At 66.9% G+C, this 18,032-nt stretch carries 16 protein-coding genes; 4 read left to right on the top strand and 12 right to left on the bottom strand.

What is annotated here, in order from left to right:
• Positions 1-80 precede the first annotated feature (80 nt).
• Both ABEA33_RS05860 and ABEA33_RS05855 read right to left on the bottom strand, forming a co-directional pair.
• Entirely contained in the window at positions 81-944 is an 864-nt protein-coding gene (locus ABEA33_RS05860) for an SCO4651 family lipoprotein (RefSeq protein WP_345525743.1), read from the bottom strand.
• Between the two features lie 47 nt (positions 945-991).
• Positions 992-1,399 (bottom strand): RDD family protein, encoded by a 408-nt coding sequence (locus ABEA33_RS05855; protein ID WP_345525742.1) that lies wholly within the window; start codon positions 1,397-1,399, stop codon positions 992-994.
• A gap of 187 nt (positions 1,400-1,586) precedes the next feature.
• On the opposite strand from ABEA33_RS05855, the gene glnA reads away from it, so the two are divergent.
• Both glnA and ABEA33_RS05845 read left to right on the top strand, forming a co-directional pair.
• Positions 1,587-3,005, top strand: coding sequence for a type I glutamate--ammonia ligase (gene glnA, locus ABEA33_RS05850; RefSeq protein ID WP_345525741.1), 1,419 nt, complete (start codon positions 1,587-1,589; stop codon positions 3,003-3,005).
• Between the two features lie 169 nt (positions 3,006-3,174).
• A complete protein-coding gene (locus ABEA33_RS05845) occupies positions 3,175-3,576 on the top strand; it encodes a DUF4192 family protein (RefSeq protein WP_345525740.1) in 402 nt (133 codons plus the stop codon).
• Between the two features lie 331 nt (positions 3,577-3,907).
• On the opposite strand, the gene ABEA33_RS05840 is transcribed toward ABEA33_RS05845, so the two are convergent.
• The 9 genes from ABEA33_RS05840 to ABEA33_RS05800 form a co-directional block, all read right to left on the bottom strand.
• Positions 3,908-4,651 carry an ABC transporter ATP-binding protein gene (locus ABEA33_RS05840; RefSeq protein ID WP_345525739.1) on the bottom strand — a complete coding sequence of 248 codons (744 nt, stop codon included), beginning with the start codon at positions 4,649-4,651 and terminating at the stop codon, positions 3,908-3,910.
• Positions 4,648-7,347, bottom strand: coding sequence for an ABC transporter permease subunit (locus ABEA33_RS05835; RefSeq protein WP_345525738.1), 2,700 nt, complete (start codon positions 7,345-7,347; stop codon positions 4,648-4,650). The genes ABEA33_RS05840 and ABEA33_RS05835 overlap by 4 nt, the downstream gene beginning before the upstream one ends.
• A 147-nt stretch (positions 7,348-7,494) precedes the next feature.
• A complete protein-coding gene (locus tag ABEA33_RS05830; RefSeq protein WP_345525737.1) occupies positions 7,495-8,751 on the bottom strand; it encodes an ABC transporter substrate-binding protein in 1,257 nt (418 codons plus the stop codon).
• A gap of 601 nt (positions 8,752-9,352) precedes the next feature.
• Positions 9,353-10,027 (bottom strand): acyl-CoA dehydrogenase family protein, encoded by a 675-nt coding sequence (locus tag ABEA33_RS05825; protein WP_345525736.1) that lies wholly within the window; start codon positions 10,025-10,027, stop codon positions 9,353-9,355.
• 335 nt (positions 10,028-10,362) lie between these two features.
• Positions 10,363-11,496: an acyl-CoA dehydrogenase family protein gene (locus ABEA33_RS05820; RefSeq protein ID WP_345525735.1), complete on the bottom strand. Its 1,134-nt coding sequence runs from the start codon at positions 11,494-11,496 to the stop codon at positions 10,363-10,365.
• Positions 11,497-11,501: 5 nt separating this feature from the next.
• Positions 11,502-12,284: an enoyl-CoA hydratase/isomerase family protein gene (locus tag ABEA33_RS05815; protein WP_345525734.1), complete on the bottom strand. Its 783-nt coding sequence runs from the start codon at positions 12,282-12,284 to the stop codon at positions 11,502-11,504.
• Complete coding sequence (locus tag ABEA33_RS05810) at positions 12,277-13,068, bottom strand: enoyl-CoA hydratase/isomerase family protein (protein ID WP_345525733.1); 792 nt, start codon at positions 13,066-13,068, stop codon at positions 12,277-12,279. Before ABEA33_RS05810 ends, ABEA33_RS05815 begins: the two co-directional genes overlap by 8 nt.
• Before the next feature lie 3 nt (positions 13,069-13,071).
• Positions 13,072-13,830, bottom strand: a complete 759-nt coding sequence (locus tag ABEA33_RS05805) for an SDR family NAD(P)-dependent oxidoreductase (RefSeq protein WP_345525732.1) — start codon at positions 13,828-13,830, stop codon at positions 13,072-13,074.
• A 34-nt stretch (positions 13,831-13,864) separates the two neighbouring features.
• Entirely contained in the window at positions 13,865-15,058 is a 1,194-nt protein-coding gene (locus ABEA33_RS05800) for a thiolase family protein (RefSeq protein WP_345525731.1), read from the bottom strand.
• A gap of 256 nt (positions 15,059-15,314) precedes the next feature.
• Here ABEA33_RS05800 and ABEA33_RS05795 point away from each other — a divergent pair, with 256 nt between their 5' ends.
• Both ABEA33_RS05795 and ABEA33_RS05790 read left to right on the top strand, forming a co-directional pair.
• Positions 15,315-16,133, top strand: coding sequence for a crotonase/enoyl-CoA hydratase family protein (locus ABEA33_RS05795; RefSeq protein ID WP_345525730.1), 819 nt, complete (start codon positions 15,315-15,317; stop codon positions 16,131-16,133).
• A 45-nt stretch (positions 16,134-16,178) separates the two neighbouring features.
• Positions 16,179-17,360 carry a CaiB/BaiF CoA transferase family protein gene (locus tag ABEA33_RS05790; protein WP_345525729.1) on the top strand — a complete coding sequence of 394 codons (1,182 nt, stop codon included), beginning with the start codon at positions 16,179-16,181 and terminating at the stop codon, positions 17,358-17,360.
• 34 nt (positions 17,361-17,394) lie between these two features.
• Here ABEA33_RS05790 and ABEA33_RS05785 read toward each other — a convergent pair whose 3' ends face one another.
• Positions 17,395-17,973 (bottom strand): TetR/AcrR family transcriptional regulator, encoded by a 579-nt coding sequence (locus tag ABEA33_RS05785; protein ID WP_345525728.1) that lies wholly within the window; start codon positions 17,971-17,973, stop codon positions 17,395-17,397.
• Between the last annotated feature and the right edge of the window lie 59 nt (positions 17,974-18,032).

Here is an 18,032-nt window from a genome sequence, read left to right as displayed (position 1 = left end):
AACAGATCCTCAGCAGCCTCGGACGACTTATGCAGCGGATCTCAAATCCGGGTCACTAGCGCCGAGCCTCGAAACCACCGTCAGCCGGCGACGGTCCCGCCGGGCATCATCGAGCCCATGTCCGGCATCTCGGTGACCTCGTCGGCCGGCGGAGCCTCGATGGTGACGTCCTTGCCCCAGTCGGAGGCGGTGACGTCGATGCTGGACTCCGTGCCCGCGACGGGCAGGTCCATGTGCATCTTCGACAGCCGGTGCTCGTCGTCGAGCCAGATGTCGTAGGTGATCGTGTCGGGCAGCTGTGACTTCGCCTCGTCCGGCAGGTCCATCGTCTTCGCGAGATCGGCAGGGTCGACCGTCAGCTCGTAGTGGTCGAGCGACTGGCCGTCGACGTCGTCGTCCCCGGCGTACGTCACGGTGTCGATCGCGGGCTCCAGCTTCTCCAGGGTGCCCATGGGGTCGACCTGGTCGAGCATGCTGCCCATGTCGCCCAGCGGGCTGTCCGGGTCGGACGGGTCCAGCTTCCAGAACTTGCCGCCGGACAGGTCTCCCAGCGACATGTAGAACACGCCGTCGACGTACCGCATGTCGGTCTTCGTGCTGCCTGCCATCGGCAGGTCCATCGTCATCGCGAGCTCGGGCGGGTCCGCGGTGTAGTCGAGGTCGCCCTCACCGCTCATCTCCCCCATCGACCCGAGGCCCACCTTCATCGTCATGTGCGCGGTGGTCGACGCCTTGACCCCGTCGCTGATGGTGTCGACGAAGTCGCCCGGGTCGACCTCGTCGCCCTTCTGCAGGCCGGTCAGAACCGCGGCAGCAGCCGCGGGCTCCTTCTCCTTCGCCTGCGATCCGGAGTCGTCGTCCCCGCAGGCGGCCAGGCCCGCGACGAGCAGTGGCGCCAGGGCGGCGGCGGCGAGCGTACGACGGGCGGCAATCGAGCGTGTCATGTCCCCAGCATCTCCCGGGCCACCAAGCGCGCAAACACCCGGGCGGGCTACCCCTGCTGGCGGGTGGCGGTCCGCAGCGTGACCGTCGCCGTACCGGCGGCCATGTCGTGCAGTCCGCGGCGGTCCGGCCGGAAGACGAGCGGCGGGATCACCAGCGCGACCAGGATCGAGCGGGCCAGCGACCGGAGCGGGTCGAGTCGGCCGCCGCTGTCGATGCGGACCACCCGCAGCCTGGTCACCATCTTGCCGAAGGAGCCGCCCACCGTGCAGGTCAGCACGGCCGACTCCAGCACGAAGAGCGCCAACGTGTACGTGCTGCCCGGCCCGCCCGTCGTACCGAACACCGGCGTGAAGAGGCTGACGACCGCCACGCAGGCGAACCAGTCGACGATCAGCGCGAGCACCCGACGTCCCCAGGACGCGGTCTCGTACGGCAGGGCACGGGGGTCGGACACGGTGGACAGCGTAGGACGCCGCTCCCGGAGGCTCCCCCGGTGGGCACCTGTTACACGGGCGAAATAAACCCGATACGGTCAAGAAACGACCTGTACGTAATTTCAGGCTGTCCGGCGCAGTGCCGCACCGGGCTGTCGATCCGCACGCACGTCGGCCGGCGCCTGTACGCGCGGCCAAGGAGGACGAATGTTCCAGAACAGCGACGAGCTGCTCAAGTACATCAAGGATGAAGGCGTCGAGATGGTCGACGTGCGCTTCGTCGACCTGCCCGGCATCGAGCAGCACTTCACCGTCCCGGTCTCGTCGTTCGACCAGTCGGTCTTCGACGACGGCCTGGCCTTCGACGGCTCCTCGATCCGCGGCTTCCAGGCGATCAACGAGTCCGACATGGCGCTGTTCCCGGACCCGTCGACGGCGTACCTCGACCCGTTCCGCACGGCGAAGACGCTGAACCTGAGCTTCTTCATCCATGACCCGATCACCGGCGAGGCCTACTCCCGCGACCCGCGCAACATCGCGCGCAAGGCACTCGCCTACCTCGAGACCACGGGCATCGCGGACACGGCCTTCTTCGCCCCCGAGGCGGAGTTCTACATCTTCGACAGCGTCCGCTACTCCACCGCTGCCAACGAGGGCTACTACCACATCGACTCGATCGAGGGCTGGTGGAACTCCGGCAAGGAGGGCGACAACCTCGGCTACAAGACCCGCTTCAAGGGTGGCTACTTCCCCGTCGCGCCGTACGACCACTACGGCGACCTGCGCGACGACATGGTGAAGAACCTCGAGGCCTCCGGTCTGCTCGTCGAGCGCGCCCACCACGAGGTCGGCACCGCCGGCCAGGCCGAGATCAACTACCGCTTCGACACGCTGCTCAAGGCCGCGGACGACGTGATGAAGTTCAAGTACCTCATCAAGAACACCGCCTGGAACGCCGGCAAGTCCGTCACCTTCATGCCGAAGCCGATCTTCGGCGACAACGGCTCGGGCATGCACGTGCACCAGTCGCTGTGGACCGGCGGCGAGCCGCTCTTCTACGACGAGACCGGGTACGGCGGCCTGTCCGACATGGCCCGCTGGTACATCGGTGGCATCCTGAAGCACGCCCCGGCGCTGCTGGCGTTCACCAACCCCACGGTGAACTCCTACCACCGCCTGGTGCCGGGCTTCGAGGCCCCGATCTCGCTGGTGTACTCCTCGCGCAACCGCTCGGCCTCGGTCCGCATCCCGATCACGGGCTCAAACCCGAAGGCGAAGCGCATCGAGACCCGGTTCCCCGACCCGTCGGCGAACCCGTACCTCGCCTTCTCCGCGCTGCTCCTGGCCGGTGTCGACGGCATCAAGAACAAGATCGAGCCGCCCGCACCGATCGACAAGGACATCTACGAGCTCCCGCCGGACGAGATGGCAGAGATCGACCAGGTGCCGACCTCGCTCGACGCCGTGCTCGTGGCCCTCGAGGCCGACCACGACTTCCTCACGGTGGGCAACGTCTTCACGCCCGACCTGATCGAGACGTGGATCGACTACAAGCGCACCCACGAGATCGCGCCCGTGCAGCTGCGCCCGCACCCGCACGAGTTCGAGCTCTACTACGACATCTGATCCGAGGGTTTTCACCCTCTGTCAGTAGTTGCCGAGAACGGCTCCTGACCTGCACAAACGTCTTTCGGCGTCTGTCAGCGTCAGGGGTCGCTTTTCGTTGTTCTGCGGCCCCAGCGCGGCCCAGAGCCGGGGCCGTACGACGCGGGTCGGGGTCGCACACCTAGGAGGTATGACACTCTCCATCCACTCCCCCGACGAGCTGATCGCGGTCATCCCGCACCTGCTCGGCTTCAAGCCTCATGAGTCCATCGTCTTCGTCCCGATGCGCTCCGACCTCCCCGTCGCCCGAGTCGACCTGCCGACGACGCCGCGCGACCGCGAGCTGGTGTGGCGTTCCATCCGCGACGGCCTCACCCGCTACGCCAAGCCCGGCGCCAGCGTCGGCATCGTCTGCATCACCGGCGACTGGCAGATGGCACACGATGTCTGCACCGAGTTCGCGGCCCGACTCGACACATCGGGATCGACACCCGCGTCCTGCTGTGGGCCGATGAGAGCCGGTGGACCGACCTCGACACCGGCGACATGGGCCTCCAGACCGACGCCGCCCGCGAGCGCGTCGCCGCCATGACTATCATGAGCGGGCGCACCCAGCCGGCGGCCAGTCGCGACTCTCTCGCGGAGTCGCTGGTCGGCGACCGAGGGCCGGTGGAGAAGCTGCTGCCCGGGACCCGGGAGTCGGCGCGCGAGAACACATCGAAGCTTGAGAGCCACCGGGCACTCAGCCGCGTGCAGCGGTTCCACCGCGACGGTGTCCGCCTCGATGACAATGACGCCACCAGGCTGCTCGTCGCGGTCGGGTCCATCCCGATCCGGTCCGCCACATCAACGCGTCGAGTGATTGAGGACCGGTTCCCCAGTGCCCCAGCTCGGCGCGCGCCAGCCGGTCCAGCGGGCAGGGCTCACGCCACTTCTCCACCCCCGGGGAGCTCCACGGCGAGGTAGCGCCGCATGATCTCCTCCTCCGTGATCTCCGACGGGGTGCCGTGCCAGCTGACCTGGCCGCGCGAGAGCACGTAGACGCTGTCGGCCATGGCCAGGGCGCGGCTGACGTACTGCTCGACGACGAGGAGTGCCGTCCCGGTCCGCGCAAGCCGTTCCAGCGCCTCGAAGATCTGGTCGATGACCAGGGGCGCCAGGCCCATCGAGACCTCGTCGAGCATCACGACATCCGGGTTGGTGACCAGGCTCCGGCCGAGCGCGATCATCTGCTGCTGCCCGCCCGACAGGCGCGCGGCCGGAGCGCCGAGGCGCTCGCCGAGGACCGGGAAGGCCTCCACGATCCGGTCCAGCGTCTCCTTGCGCTGTCGCGGCGCGCCCTGGAGACGCAGGTTCTCGCGCACGGTGAGGCTCGGGAAGATGCCGCGGCCTTCCGGGACCAGACAAAGTCCGGCCCTGGCACGGCGGTGCGGACTCCGCCGGGTCACGTCGACGCCGGCCAGGGTCACGGTCCCTGCACTCGCGGGGACCAACCCGGCCGCCGTGCGCATCAGCGTGGTCTTGCCGGCGCCGTTGGGGCCGAGCAAGGCCACCACCTCGCCGGGCTTGACCTGCAGGTCGACGCCACGGAGGACCGTGGCAGCCCCGTAACGCGCGGTGAGCCCGTTGATCCCGAGAACCGGCGTTGTCGCAGTCGTCGTACTCACGCCGTCACCTCCAGCTCGATTGCGGTCTCGACCTCGGCGTCCCCGAGGTACGCCGCGCGCACGATCGGCGAGGCCGTCACCTGCTCGGGGCTCCCGTCGTAGATGGGCTTGCCGAAGTCGAGGACGTAGATGTAGGCACAGACGTCGAGGACCAGGGACATGTCGTGCTCGACGAGCAGGATGCCGAGGCCACGCTCTGCCACGACGTTCTTCAGGATGGTGCCGAAGAACTCCGTCTCGGCGTGGTCCAGGCCCGAGGACGGCTCGTCGAGCAGCAGGATCCGGAAGTCGCCGGCCAGGCAGCGGGCCAGCTCGACCAGCCGGCGCTGGCCGGTCGAGAGCGCACTCACCGGGCGTTCGGCCAGCTCGGACAGCGCGCACAGCTCGATGGCGTGCTGGGTGTCAGCCGCAGCCCGCCTGGACCTGACCGGGTTCGAGAAGACATGGCTGAGCGGGTTGAAGCCGGAGCGTGCGGCTTCGGCGCCGAGGGCGACGTTCTCGCGCACGGTCAGCGACTCGAACAGCTCCATCTTCTGGAAGGTCCGGCCGATCCCGCGCCGGGCCCGGTACGCCGGACCGCGGCGGCTGACGTTGTGGCCGTCGAGACAGACCGTTCCGGAGGACGGCCGGTTGATCCCCGAGCAGGCATTGAACGTCGTCGTCTTGCCCGCACCGTTGGGACCGATGAGGCCGGTGATGGAGCCCGTGGGAGCGGACAGGGACACCCCGTCCACCGCGTGCACGCCGCCGAAGCGGACGTTCAGGTCACGCACCTCGAGGGTGCCTGCCTCCACCAGGGGCCGCTGGCCGGCGACGGGCGCCGCCTTGGTGCGGCGACCTCTGCGGGACACACGATCGACCAGTTCGCGGATCGGCCGCGGCACCTCACGGGCGGCCGCCGGCAGCAACGCGATCACGACACCGGCGACGCCGAAGCCCACCTGGGTCCAGGTCGTGATGTCGCCGGTCTCCATGTAGGCGGGGACCAGGAAGAAGAGCGCGGACGCGATGACCGCGTTCCACGGCTCGCCACCAAGGACCACCATGACGAGGACGAAGAAGACCAGGGACGTCAGGGGCTGGTAGGAGTCGCCGTTGACCGTCGTCTGCGCCACCGCGGCGAGCGCACCGCCGACCGCAGCAAGGAAGGCCGACAGGCAGAAGACCATGACCCGGGTGACATTGACCTCGGCCCCGGACGTGGCGACGGCCATCGGCGAGTCCGCGAGCCCCCGCATCAACCGGCCGAGGCGGGACTTGTTCAACCAGATCACCAGTCCGGTCGCGATCGCGACGAAACCGAGGACGAGGTAGTAGTAGCCCTCGTCGGACTGCACGTCGACCCACGACCAGCCCGGCCGCGGCTCGGGCAGTCCGAGGCCCGTTGCGCCGAACATGTAGTCCTGTGAGTAGAACATGCTCTGGAGGAGGATCCCGAAGCCGAACGTGGCCAGCGCCAGGTAGAGCCCGGTGAGCCGGATCGCCGGGATGGCCAGCACCGCACCGATCGGTACGGCGATCAGGCCGGCCAGGAAGAGCGCAACCAGCCACGGCATCTCCTGGTCGACGGCCAGGTGCGAGAACGCAGCGGCACCCATCGCGGTGAAGGAGACATGGGCGAGCGACACCTGGCCCGAGGTCCGAACGAGCAGGCTCAGCGAGAGGAACACGAGCACGGACGCCACCGCCACGGTCCAGGCGGTGAGCCGGACGCCGGCGAAGGACGGCACCGTCGCCAGGAACGCGATCACCAAGGCCCCGCCGACGAGCTGCGCGGAGGCCGGCGCGGACCACGTCGGGCGCGACCTCGCCACCGAGAACGCCTTCCCCGCGAGGCGCCGCTTCGGGAACACCAGCAGGACCGCGAACAGGACGATGAAGGGCAGCGAGACCGGAACCCCCGAGAGCACACCGGTGAGGAACCACTTGGTGGACAGCGAGGCGAGCACACCGATGAGCAGGCCACCGAACAGTGTCAGCGGGAGGCTCGAGAAGGAGCCGATGGCCGCGGCACCGAAGGCCGCGACGACCAGCAGCGTCAGCTGCAACGGGTCGAGGGGAAGGAGCGGAGCGAGCAGCACGCCCGACGCCGCCACGAGGACGCTGCCCAGGACCCAGGCGAGCCGGCGGGTGAACGCGGGGCTGCCGCCGAAGAGCGAGAGCAGCTCGGGGTTGTCGACCACCGCGCGCATTTGCAGTCCGGTCCGGGAGACCCGGAAGAAGAGTGCGAGCGCCGCGGTCACCACGATGGCGAACGCGAAGACGATCACGTCAGCCCAGGCGATGCTCGTGTCCAGGAGCGTGAAGCTCTCCTCGGTGAGGAAGGCCGGCACCACCCGGATGACGGTCGGGTCGAAGAGCAGGTCAGTTCCAGCCTCGACGACGAGCAGCAGACCGACCGTGGCCGAGACCTGGTAGGCGAGCCCGGCCGTCGCGATCCGGCGTGTGATGAGCTCCAGGATGAGACCCATGACGGGCCCGGCCACGAGGATCGCGCCGGCAGCGGCGATCGGCCAGGAGACCTCGTGCTCGACATTCAGGACGAAGAACGCGTATGCCGCGACGGTGGCGAGTGCGCCGTGGGCGAAGTTGAAGACCCCGGAAGTCTTGTAGGTAAGGACCAGGCCGACGCCGGCCAGCCCGTAGACGGCGCCGGTCACCAGACCCGCGACGATGAAGGGTAAGTACTCGGTCATGATGCTCCCTCACAAGTGACCGGTGCGCGTCCGGCAGGAACGCGACGCGCGGAATCTTCGGTGACCGGAGTGCCGGCCGACGCCGTAGAGCGTCGGCCAGCACCCGAGGTCGGGCACCCGAGAGCCCGACGTGACAGCTCGTTGCGACTATCCGGCCATCGTCTGCAGGAGCTGGCCCATGGCGCCGAGTTCCTCGGCATCCAGGCAGACCGGCTCCGACTGCTTGGCGACGAGTGCCTTGTCCTCGATCGTCGCGACGAAGTAACAGGACGGGAACGCGGGCTTTCCCTTGGTGAAGTTGAGCGGCGCAGAGAGGCCACCGAGGGTCTCGTCCTTCAGTGAGTAGAGGCCCTCAAGCACGTCCGCCGAGGTCGACTCCGGCGTCAGCTTCACCTCTGTTGCCGCGGCCTCGAACAGCTTCGCTCCGGCCCAGGACTGGATGACCGGGAGCGTGAACTGGGCGTCCTTGGTCAGACCCGACTCGTAGGCTTCGACGGCATGCAGGAACTCCTTGACGCCGGGCACGTTGTCGTCGGTGTGCGTCGCATTGGCGCCGATGAGGAGGGCGCCCTCGAAGTCCGTGCTGGCGATCATCTGAGGAGCGACCGGGTTCAGCTGGCCCACCGCACGCGGCTGGTAGCCGGCCTTGGTGCAGTCCGACGCGGCGCGAACGCCGACCGTGGCGTTGTGCGCCAGGAAGAGCGCGTCAACTCCCCCCTCCTTCATGGAGAGGCACTGCGCGGTGTAGTTCGGCTGGGTGGCCGAGATCTTGCCCGACTGCCACTCGATCCCGATCATCTGACCGAACGCCTGGCCCAGGCCGTCGACCTCGGCACACAGCGGAGACTCGGCGCAGTAGAGCGTCCCGAGCTTCGACGCGCCCGCCGCCTTGGCTTCCTTCATTATCCCGTACGTCGTGACCACGGCAGAGGACCCGGAGGCGAAGAAGAACGGGCTGACCAGGAAGGACTTCTCGAGGGCGAGTCCACCGACCACGGGGATCTGCTTGCCCTCGACGTACTCCTGGAAGGCGCCGTCGGCCACGCTCATGTCACCGACGATCGCGATGACCTTCTCCTCCTCGACGAGCTCCTTCGCCGCCTGCAGCGCCTCGGCCGGGTCACCACCGTCGTCCTTGGCGATCAGCTTGACCGGGTGGCCGTTCAGGCCACCGGCGTCGTTGATCTGCTTGGTCCAGGCCTTGACGCCCTCGGCGGACTTGCCGAGCGCGGCCGCCTGGACACCCGAGCAGCTGCAGATCGTCCCGATGACGATCGGGTCTCCCTCGAGGGAGTTGTAATTCGACGCATCGTCACCGCCATCCGAGTCTCCTGAACAAGCGGCCAGACCGGTCGTCGACACTGCCAGGCACGCAACGAGCGTGACCCACCTCTTGACGTTCATGTGTTCTCCCTCTTGACGTTCATGTGTTCTCCCTCTTGACGTTCATGTGTTCTCCTTCTCGGACTCAAGGCCGCGCCCTCCACCGAGATCTTCGAGGACGTCACCCAGTACTCACGGGGTGCCGGACGGCGCTCCAGACGACGGCTCCGAGCAGCTGGGCCATGCCGCCGGCTTCGGACGCGAAGCCACGGATGGGCGCCAGAAGCCTCGCCACCGTCCGAGGCACATTCCCCAGTACGGACCGCCTCCTCGATGGGTGGACCGTCAGAGACGCCCCTTTCTCGAACATGTGAGCTCATGTGGGTGCTCGTTGTCTGGGTGGTGAACGAGCAACTCCTCGGTCCGCGCCGATGAAGCACGAAGGCTCTGAGGTGTCGAGTTACGATTTGCGTATATTGTCACCCGTAGGCTTGATGTGACTTCAGGTGTGACGCGTGCACGTGCGCTGCATCACACTCTGCCTTGGGCGACAGATTACGCTATTTGTCATATGTGTGCCAAGGGTTTCACTCGGCGAAGTTGAACTGTTTCGAATCGGTCGCGGACCGCAGCGCTTGTCAGTCGCCGAAATGTGTCAACTGGGCTGCCGACGCGAGGCCCACTAGTTCGTCAGTGCGTCCCACAGTCCCTCTTCGCCGAGGCTCAGCGCCATATCGCCAAGACCGGTCGCCCACTCGAGCTCGGATCCGGCTTCGTCGCGCCACGCCCACAGGCGGGTGGTGTGCCGATGAAGGGGGTACTCAGCTGTGATTCCCATGGCGCCGTGCAGTTGATGGCTCAACCGGGCAGCGACGGTGGCGGCGCGTGCTGACACGACGCGAGCAGAACCCACGGCGGCCGTTGCACGCCGTAGGTCTCCTTCGTCCGTCATCTCGCGCCGAGCACGTGCCAGCGATGCGTCGACCTGAACCAACTCAACCTTGACCGTCGCGAGAAGCGCGGCAACGGCGGGGATCTTGATCAGGGGGGCGCCGAACTGGTGGCGGGAGTTCACATAGTCGCGCGTCAGCCGGTAGGTGCCTTCGATTGCTCCCGCGACGGCTGCCGACCAGAGCAACGCGAGTCGGTTGGTCACTGCGGCTGGACTCGGTACGGCCTCCAGCGACCGGGCTGCATCGCGCCCGAACGTCACGTTGTCCCGGGGCTCGCCCGCCTCATTGCGGACCTCCTCGACATCGACGCTCTCGTGGGCCAGGTCGACCAGCGTCAATCCGGCTGCATCGACGACGAGTAGATGACTGGCGTGTCGCGCCCAAGGGACCTGGCGGACGGTCATCTGTGCGCCGTCGCGCGGAGCACTACCCGGAGGGCTCGACGTGGCGGTCAGGAGTCCCCCCGTGGGCGCCCCTTCGACCCCCGAGAGAGCCCATCGCGCCGTTGCATGTTCCAGGAGCGGGGCGCTGACGGCATGGCGACCCAAGGAACGGGCAAGGTCCGTCAGGTCCGAAAGCGTGCCACCCGAACCTCCGGAAGTCTCCGGAACCCCGACGGTGCTGAGTCCCGACTCCTCCAGGGCAGTCCACACGACCGGCAATCCAGCATCGTCGGCGCGTTCATCGTCCCGTGCCAACTCTGCCACCAGAGCGTCGACGGCAGCTGCAGTCTCGTCCACTACTGGACCTCTTGACGTGCGATGAGCGACAACAGGACTTCAGCAGCGCCACCTCGAATGCTGTAGCCGGGTGACGCCAGCAGCGCCTGCAGATATGCGTTGTGGGACGAGTGCCTGCTGAGGGCGTCCCGTGATCTGGCCCTGCGCGCAACCTCGATGACGTCGTGCTCGAAGGCGTTGCCGAGGTACTTCAACGTTGCTGCCTCCTGCACAGGAGCGGCTCCGGAGTCCATTGCGTGCGCGACCTGCCAGGCAAGTTCGCGAAGTGTGGCCAGGCGGGACACCAGTGAGCCGACCTCCTCTCGAAAGCCGACTGAACTGGAAGGTGTCACCTTGATGATCTCGGCGAGGAGAGGGTAGGTGGTCAGGAACCGTTCAGGCCCTCCGCGTTCGAACGAGAGCTGCCCGACGACTTGCGACCACCCGCCGCCAACGTCACCGAGCACCCGGCGGTCGGGGACGAACACCTCATCGAGGGTCACCTCGTTGAAGTGGTGTTCGCCGGCTAGATCCACGATCGGCGAAACGTCCACTCCGGGCGTGTCCATGTCGAGGATGAACTCGGTGAGGCCGGCATGCTTCTTCTCGCCGCGCGCCGTCCGCGCCAGCAGGTACATGTGCGTTGCGTGGTGCGCGCCGCTGGTCCAGATCTTCCGTCCCTTGACGGTCCAGCCACCGTCGACCTTGGTCGCTTTGGTCGTCAGTGACGCCAGGTCGGATCCTGCCTCGGGCTCGCTCATTCCGAGGCAGAAGATGTAGTCGGCCGCGATGATGCCGGGCAGGAGTTCGTCCTTCAGCGCTGGATGCCCGTGCCTGACGATGGCGGGCCCGATCTGTCTGTCGCCAACCCAATGGGCAGCGACCGGGGCACCGGCGCGGAGAAGCTCTTCGGTCACCGCGAGGCGGGCCGTGTTGGAGAGGCCACGACCGCCGACTTCGACGGGCCAGGTGATCCCGATGAGCCTTCGATCGGCGAGTTCTTTGCTGAACTCGGGATCGAAACCGCGCAGCCAGCTGTCGCTTTGCGGCGTGTAGCGCCCCGCGATCTGCCAGGAGGCCACCAGGCTGCGGGCCTCCTCACGCAGATCGGCATGCGCCTCCCGGTCATCAACTTCAGTGATTCGGTTCGTCATCGGACTCACTTCCCCACGAACGTGCCCTGCCGGCGTTCCTTGAAGGCGGCCATGGCCTCCTGCGCGTCGGCTGTGGAGGTGACGACGGCGAAGTGCGAGCTGATCAGATCGAGGGCTGTGCGCAAGTCGGTGCGGGCGCCTGAATAGACGGCGCGCTTGATCATCTGGACGGCGACGGGGGGTTGGGACGCAAGGGTGTGAGCAAATGTCGACACCCGGTGGTCGAGTTCGCTGTCTGCACAGACCTCGCTCACGATGCCGAGCTCGAGTGCGCCGAGGGCGTCGATGAACTCACCGGTCCACAGCAGTCGCAGCGCGCTCGCGGTGCCCGTGATGCGCGGCAGATAGAAGCAGCCCCCATCTCCCGGCACTAGGCCCGCTCGGATGTATCCCTCCGAGAGGCGGGCCGAGGAGCCCGCGAACCGAATGTCGGCCATCAAGGCCATGTCCATGCCGGCCCCGATGGCGAACCCGTTGATCGCGGCAAGGTAGGGCTTGGAGAGCGCCTCTGCGGCATGGGCGACGTGATGTACGCGCTTAGCCAGAAGGTTCTTCTCGGACAGCGGGGTGCGTTCGCGGTCATCGAGGACGCCGAGGTCCACGCCCGTGCAGAAGGAGTCGCCGCTCCCGGTCAGGACAACCACACGGACGTCGTCATCGACCTCTGCGCGAAGCAATGCCTCGGCCCATTGGTCGACCATCTCGAGGGTGAACGAGTTCTTCTTCTCGGGCCTGTTGAGCCGGATGGTGGCGATGTGGTTGGCGACGGCGTACTCGAGGTCAGCCATTGCGGTCTCCTGATTCTGCAGGTTCAGCTGGTAGTCGCGGGCCACCGCGGAACGCGGCCATTGCTGCGGAGAAGTCGTCGCTGGCAACGTTGAGCGCCTGCGCGCGGGCCTCGTTCTCCATCGCTTGTTCAAGGGTCAGCGTGAGTCCCTCATCGATCAGGCGCTTGGTCTGCACGAGGGCCAGCCGCGGGCTCGCCACGAGCCGGGCTGCCAGCTTGTCGACCTCGGCGTCGAGCTCTTCGGCGTCCACGACCTTCGTGAGCAGTCCCATGTCGAGGGCCTCGTCTGCGGAGATGGTGTCGGCCAGCAGGCAGAGAAGCTTGGCTCGACGAACCCCGACGAGCCGCGGGAGCATCCAGCTCCCGCCACCGTCAACCGACAAGGCCCGCTTGACGAATACCTCCGAGAACCGCGCTCGGTCGCTCGCGATGACGAAGTCGCAGCCGATGGCGAGATTCATACCGACACCAAAGGCGACGCCGTCGACCTGGGCGATGGTGGGAATGGGGAGCCGGTGGAGCGCCAGGATGACCTTGTTGAACCATTCCATGCGCTCAAGCTGGGTTCGATGGCTCGACGATCCGCCCGAGATGTCGGCGCCTGCAGAGAAGTTGGCGCCGGCGCCGGTGATGACAACCGCGTTCACAGTCGTGTCCTCGGCGATGGCGTCGAGTGTCTTCTGCAGTCGGTGCCAGGTCGCCGTGTCAATGGCGTTCTTGCGTTCTGGCCGGTTCAGGACCAGCTTGGCGTATCCGTCTCGGTGCTGCCAGTCGACCTCATCCATGGGTCACCGCGGAGCCATGCGGATCGCGCCGTCGAGACGGATGGTCTCGCCGTTGAGCATCGGGTTGTCAATGATGTGAGCGGCCAGGGAGGCGTACTCGTCCGGGCTGCCGAGCCGCTTCGGATGCGGGACCGAGGCACCAAGGGAATCGCGCACCTCCTGCGAGAGGCGCCCCAGGAGGGGCGTCTCGAAGATGCCGGGCGCGATGGTGCACACCCGGATCTGCTTTCCCGCCAGGTCCCGAGCAGCGACGAGCGTCATGCCGACGACTCCTGCCTTGGAGGAAGCGTAGGGGATCTGTCCGATCTGGCCTTCGAACGCAGCAACCGAGGCCGTCATGACGATGACGCCCCGTTCGCCGTCGACCGACTCGGTGCGCGCGATGCGGGCAGCCGCCAGTCGAAGCACGTTGAAGGAACCGATCAAGTTGAGGTTGATGACGTTGGCGAAGTGCTCAAGGGGCGCTGGGTTGCCCTCCTTGTCGAGGATCCGAAGGGTGTGACCCGAGCCTGCGCAGTGGACGACGGCGCGGAGGCCTCCAGCCCGCTCGGCAACGTCGAGCGCCTCGTTGACTGACTGCTCTTCACGGACGTCGCCGCCGACGAACTTCCCGGCGAGCTGTGCGGCGACCTCGGCGCCGTTCGAGGTGGGGAGGTCGAGGATGGTGACGGTGGCGCCAGCCTTGGCGAGGTTGCGGGCAGTGGCGAGGCCGAGCCCGGAGGCGCCGCCCGTGACGAGGACGGACTTGTTTTCGAGCTTCATGGTGGTCCTTTCGGGATGCTTGACCCGGGTCAGGTCAGAGACGCTCGATGAGGGTGGCGTTGGCCATGCCGCCGGCTTCGCACATGGACTGCAGGCCGAATCGACCGCCACTGTCCTCGAGTGCGTGGAGCATGGTCGTCATCAGGCGCGCACCGGAGCCGCCGAGCGGGTGGCCGAGTGCGATGGCACCCCCGGCCGGGTTCAGCCTGGCCGGGTCTGCGTCGAACTCGGCCTGCCAAGCCAGGGGCACGGGCGCGAAGGCCTCGTTGATCTCGTAGTGGTCAATGTCCCCGATGGACAGGCCAGCCCGCTTGAGCAGCTTGTGGGTCGCCGGAATGGGACCTGTCAGCATTAGGATCGGATCATCCGCCGCGACCGCGAAGGTGTGGAACCGTGCGCGCGGCGTGAGGCCCAGCGCCTGGGCTCGAGCGGCACTCATGACCACCATGGCGCTGGCGCCATCAGTGATCTGCGAGGAGTTGCCGGCAGTCACTGACCACTGGATCTCCGGGAACCGCTTCATGAAACTGGTGTTCTCGAACGCGGGCTTCAACTCGGCCAGCCGTTCCACGCTGGTCGAGGGCCTGATGGTCTCGTCGGTGCTGACGACAACGGAGTTCCCGTCCTCGTCGTGAACCACGATCGGCACGATCTCGTGATCGAACCCTCCGGCGGCCTGACGAGCCGCGGCGCGCGCATGAGAGTTCACCGCGTAGGAGTCCTGCTGGTCCCGTGAGATCTTCCACCGCGCGGCGATCAGTTCCGCCGAGATCCCCTGCGGGATGAGGCCGGGCGCGAATCGGGCAGCCACGGAAGGGCCGTAGGGGTCCATTCCGATCGTGCTCGCGCCCATGGGAATCCGGCTCATGGACTCGACGCCGGCAACGACGGCGATGTCGTAAGCCCCCGCGGCGATCCCCTGTGCCGCGAAGTGAGCCGCTTGCTGGCTGGAGCCGCACTTCCGTTCGACCGTGGTCGCCGGCACGTGCACCGGCAGACCTGCCGCCAGCCAGGCCATCCGACCGACGTTCCCGGCCTGCTCACCGACCTGGCTGACGCACCCGACAATGACGTCGTCGACATCGCCCGGGTCAATGTCGACTCGAGCAAGAAGCCCCTTGACGGTCTGGGCCAGCAGCTCCACGGGGTGAAGGTTCGACAACGCGCCGCCGACCTTGCCCCTTGTCATGGGCGACCTGACGGCCTCCACGATCACCGCGTCAATCATCGAAGTTCTCCTAGGCGTGGGGAGCAAAGTTCTTCTGTGCCTCGGGAGAACTCTGCTCGAAGTGAATCCATCGGGCGACAGATTACATATTTTGTCGTCTGGCGCATAGCCCTCTCGAGTGGTGGTCTCGGGCCACCCTTCCTTGACGAACGACAGGTGACAATCTACGTTATCTGTCAACAACGGTCGGGTCGGAGTTGGCCGACGCCCCCTTGAGCGCCCGTCGAGCGCCCCCATGAGATATCCCGGAGTCAACGTGACCGAAGCGCCCCTAGCAGCCGTCGACAGCACGCCCCTGATCGTGGAGCAGCACAATCACGTTCTCGTGCTGACCATCAACCGTCCCGACGCACGAAACGCCATCGACCTCGCCGTGACCGAAGCGCTGGGCGATGCGATCGAAGCCGTGGAAGCCGACCCGAGCGTCAGGGCGGTGATCCTGACAGGGACGGGCGACAAGTCGTTCTGTGCCGGCGCGGACCTCAAGGCGATCGCGCGCGGCGAGAACCTCCTGCCGAGCACCGGAAAGCGTGCTCAGTGGGGCTTTGCCGGGTACACGAGCCACCACATCTCCAAGCCCACCATCGCTGCCGTCAACGGCGCCGCACTTGGCGGGGGAACCGAGCTGGTGCTTGCGAGCGACCTCGCCGTGGCTTCGACTGGTGCCATCTTCGGACTTCCAGAGGTCAAGCGCGGCATCATCGCCGGAGCCGGAGGGGTCTTTAGACTGCCGCTCCAGATCCCGCGCAAGATCGCCTACGAACTGATGTTCACCGGCGCACCCATCGATGCCGAGCGCGCCTTGGAACTCGGCCTGGTGAACCGTGTCGTGGCCGCCGACGAGGTGCTCGCGACTGCGATTGCACTGGCGAACAGCATTGCCGAGAACGCGCCACTGGCCGTCCAGGCCAGCAAGCGTGTTGCGCAGCAGATCGTCGACGGCGTCGTGGTCAGTGAGGAGCGACTGTGGGAGATCTCGACAGAAGAACGTGCCTGCGTACGCGAGTCGGACGATGCCAAGGAAGGTCCGCGAGCGTTCGCCGAGAAGCGCTCGCCGGTCTGGACCGCCCGCTAGCACAGAGAATCTGTCGACTCGAACCTTGAAGGATATGAAGTCGTGATGTCATTGCCCCCCGAGGAACCCGTCGTCAGCCCATCGGGACCACTCACCTCGGTGCTTGTCGTCGAACTTGCCGGGATCGGTCCCGGTCCGTTCGCGGCAATGATGCTCGCTGACATGGGCGCAACTGTGATCAGGGTCGATCGAGCCGGGGCCGTACCCACAGAACGCCCTGACGGCCCACATCCGGACATGCTCAATCGCGGTCGTCGATCGATCGCCGTCGATCTGAAGTCCAGCGCAGGGCGGGACGTGACGCTCAGCCTGATCGAGAACGCCGACGTCCTCATCGAGGGCTTTCGACCTGGCGTCACGGAACGACTGGGCCTCGGCCCCGCCGACTGTCTGGGACGCAATCCGCGTTTGGTCTATGGGCGCATGACCGGGTGGGGGCAGACGGGCCCGATGTCGCAGTTCGCCGGCCACGACGTGAACTACATTGCGCTGACCGGAGCGCTGCACGCGGTGGGGCGTGCTGGCGAACGCCCGGTGCCGCCCATGAACCTGGTGGGCGACTTCGGCGGCGGCGGACTCATGCTCGCCTTCGGTGTGGTCGCGGCCGTCCTGGAGGCGCGCATGTCGGGCCGGGGTCAGGTGGTCGACGCGGCGATGGTCGACGGCGCCAGCGTGTTGACCACCGCAATCCACGGACTGCGCAGCCGAGGCATCTGGACCGGGGGTCGTGGCGAAAACCTGCTCGACACAGGCGCTCCGTTCTACGAGGTCTACGAATGTGCCGATGGCAAGTACGTCGCGATCGGTGCCATCGAGCCGCAGTTCTACGCTGAACTCGTTCGCCTCACCGGATACCAGGAACAGCCAGACGACCCGGACCGGATGGACGCTGACGAGTGGCCGGCCGCCAAGGAGCGCTGGACCCGCCTCTTCCTGACCAGGGGCCGCGATGAGTGGGTCACCATGGCGGGCTCATCAGATGCGTGTCTCACGCCCGTCCTCGACTGGGACGAAGCCGCCAGCCACCCCCACCTCGTCGCGAGGGAGACGTTCATCGAGCACGCGGGGGTCGTCCAGCCGGCACCCGCACCGCGATTCGGCGCAACCCCCGGACGCATCCAGCGTCCGGCCCCCTATCCGGGCGATCACACCGATGAACTCCTCGGCGAGACTGGATTCGATGCCGAGGCAATTGCAGCCTTGCGAGCCTCCGGAGCGGTGCGGTAGTGGGGATAGCGCGCCGACTCAGGTCGAGCTCGCGTCAGGCCACGACGAGAGCCGCGACGATGAAGTCCCTGACGTACGTGCGGCGCTCCTCGTCGTCAGCGCAGAGGACGTCAGGGTGAAACAGAAGCCAGAACTTCTGGTAGGTGAGCCACCTGACCGCTGCGCCGAAGTCGAGGCCAGGACGCAGAATCCCGTGTGAGTCGTACCGTTCGAGGACCGGGAACCAGATCTGTTCGCGCGTCGCCATCATGCTGGTCGAGTGAAAGATCATCTCGGCAAGCCGGGGCCCCATGCCGGGCTCCCGGGGGTCATCGAACCACGGGTACCCTCGCGCCAGTTCGAGCTCCGTCATGAAGATCTCCAGCAGGTTCTCAGCAGAAGGCTTGCTGCGGATGACTGCCGCCATCTTGGGTGCCTGGTTCTCCAGCATCTCCCGCACGTACATCGCGATGAGCAGGTCGTCCCGGCTGGAGAAGTGCTTGTAGACGGTCTGACGGGCGATGCCCGCACCTCGCGCGACATCTTCCATGCCGAACTTCGCCAGGGTGAACCGTCGGAGGACCTCGGGCGCAACCGCCAGGATGCGCTCTCTCGTCGCACTGCTGCTGCTCATTGCCCCACCTGGCGTCCGCATCTATCCAGGACGAATGACAACCTCTGTCGCACGTCCAT

The organism is Nocardioides endophyticus (assembly GCF_039543845.1).
Classification (GTDB): Bacteria; Actinomycetota; Actinomycetes; order Propionibacteriales; family Nocardioidaceae; genus Nocardioides; species Nocardioides endophyticus.
The sequence above is the reverse complement of the archived record's forward strand: the minus strand, read 5'-3'. Positions and strand labels throughout refer to the sequence as shown.

What these genes read in the sequence shown, in the direction of transcription:
- ABEA33_RS05860 (WP_345525743.1), bottom strand. Translation starts at nt 944, where the DNA reads ATGACACGCTCGATTGCCGCCCGTCGTACGCTCGCCGCCGCCGCCCTG.
- glnA (WP_345525741.1), top strand. Translation starts at nt 1,587, where the DNA reads ATGTTCCAGAACAGCGACGAGCTGCTCAAGTACATCAAGGATGAAGGC.
- ABEA33_RS05845 (WP_345525740.1), top strand. Translation starts at nt 3,175, where the DNA reads ATGACACTCTCCATCCACTCCCCCGACGAGCTGATCGCGGTCATCCCG.
- ABEA33_RS05835 (WP_345525738.1), bottom strand. Translation starts at nt 7,347, where the DNA reads ATGACCGAGTACTTACCCTTCATCGTCGCGGGTCTGGTGACCGGCGCC.
- ABEA33_RS05830 (WP_345525737.1), bottom strand. Translation starts at nt 8,751, where the DNA reads ATGAACGTCAAGAGGTGGGTCACGCTCGTTGCGTGCCTGGCAGTGTCG.
- ABEA33_RS05825 (WP_345525736.1), bottom strand. Translation starts at nt 10,027, where the DNA reads ATGACCGTCCGCCAGGTCCCTTGGGCGCGACACGCCAGTCATCTACTC.
- ABEA33_RS05820 (WP_345525735.1), bottom strand. Translation starts at nt 11,496, where the DNA reads ATGACGAACCGAATCACTGAAGTTGATGACCGGGAGGCGCATGCCGAT.
- ABEA33_RS05815 (WP_345525734.1), bottom strand. Translation starts at nt 12,284, where the DNA reads ATGGCTGACCTCGAGTACGCCGTCGCCAACCACATCGCCACCATCCGG.
- ABEA33_RS05810 (WP_345525733.1), bottom strand. Translation starts at nt 13,068, where the DNA reads ATGGATGAGGTCGACTGGCAGCACCGAGACGGATACGCCAAGCTGGTC.
- ABEA33_RS05805 (WP_345525732.1), bottom strand. Translation starts at nt 13,830, where the DNA reads ATGAAGCTCGAAAACAAGTCCGTCCTCGTCACGGGCGGCGCCTCCGGG.
- ABEA33_RS05800 (WP_345525731.1), bottom strand. Translation starts at nt 15,058, where the DNA reads ATGATTGACGCGGTGATCGTGGAGGCCGTCAGGTCGCCCATGACAAGG.
- ABEA33_RS05790 (WP_345525729.1), top strand. Translation starts at nt 16,179, where the DNA reads ATGTCATTGCCCCCCGAGGAACCCGTCGTCAGCCCATCGGGACCACTC.
- ABEA33_RS05785 (WP_345525728.1), bottom strand. Translation starts at nt 17,973, where the DNA reads ATGAGCAGCAGCAGTGCGACGAGAGAGCGCATCCTGGCGGTTGCGCCC.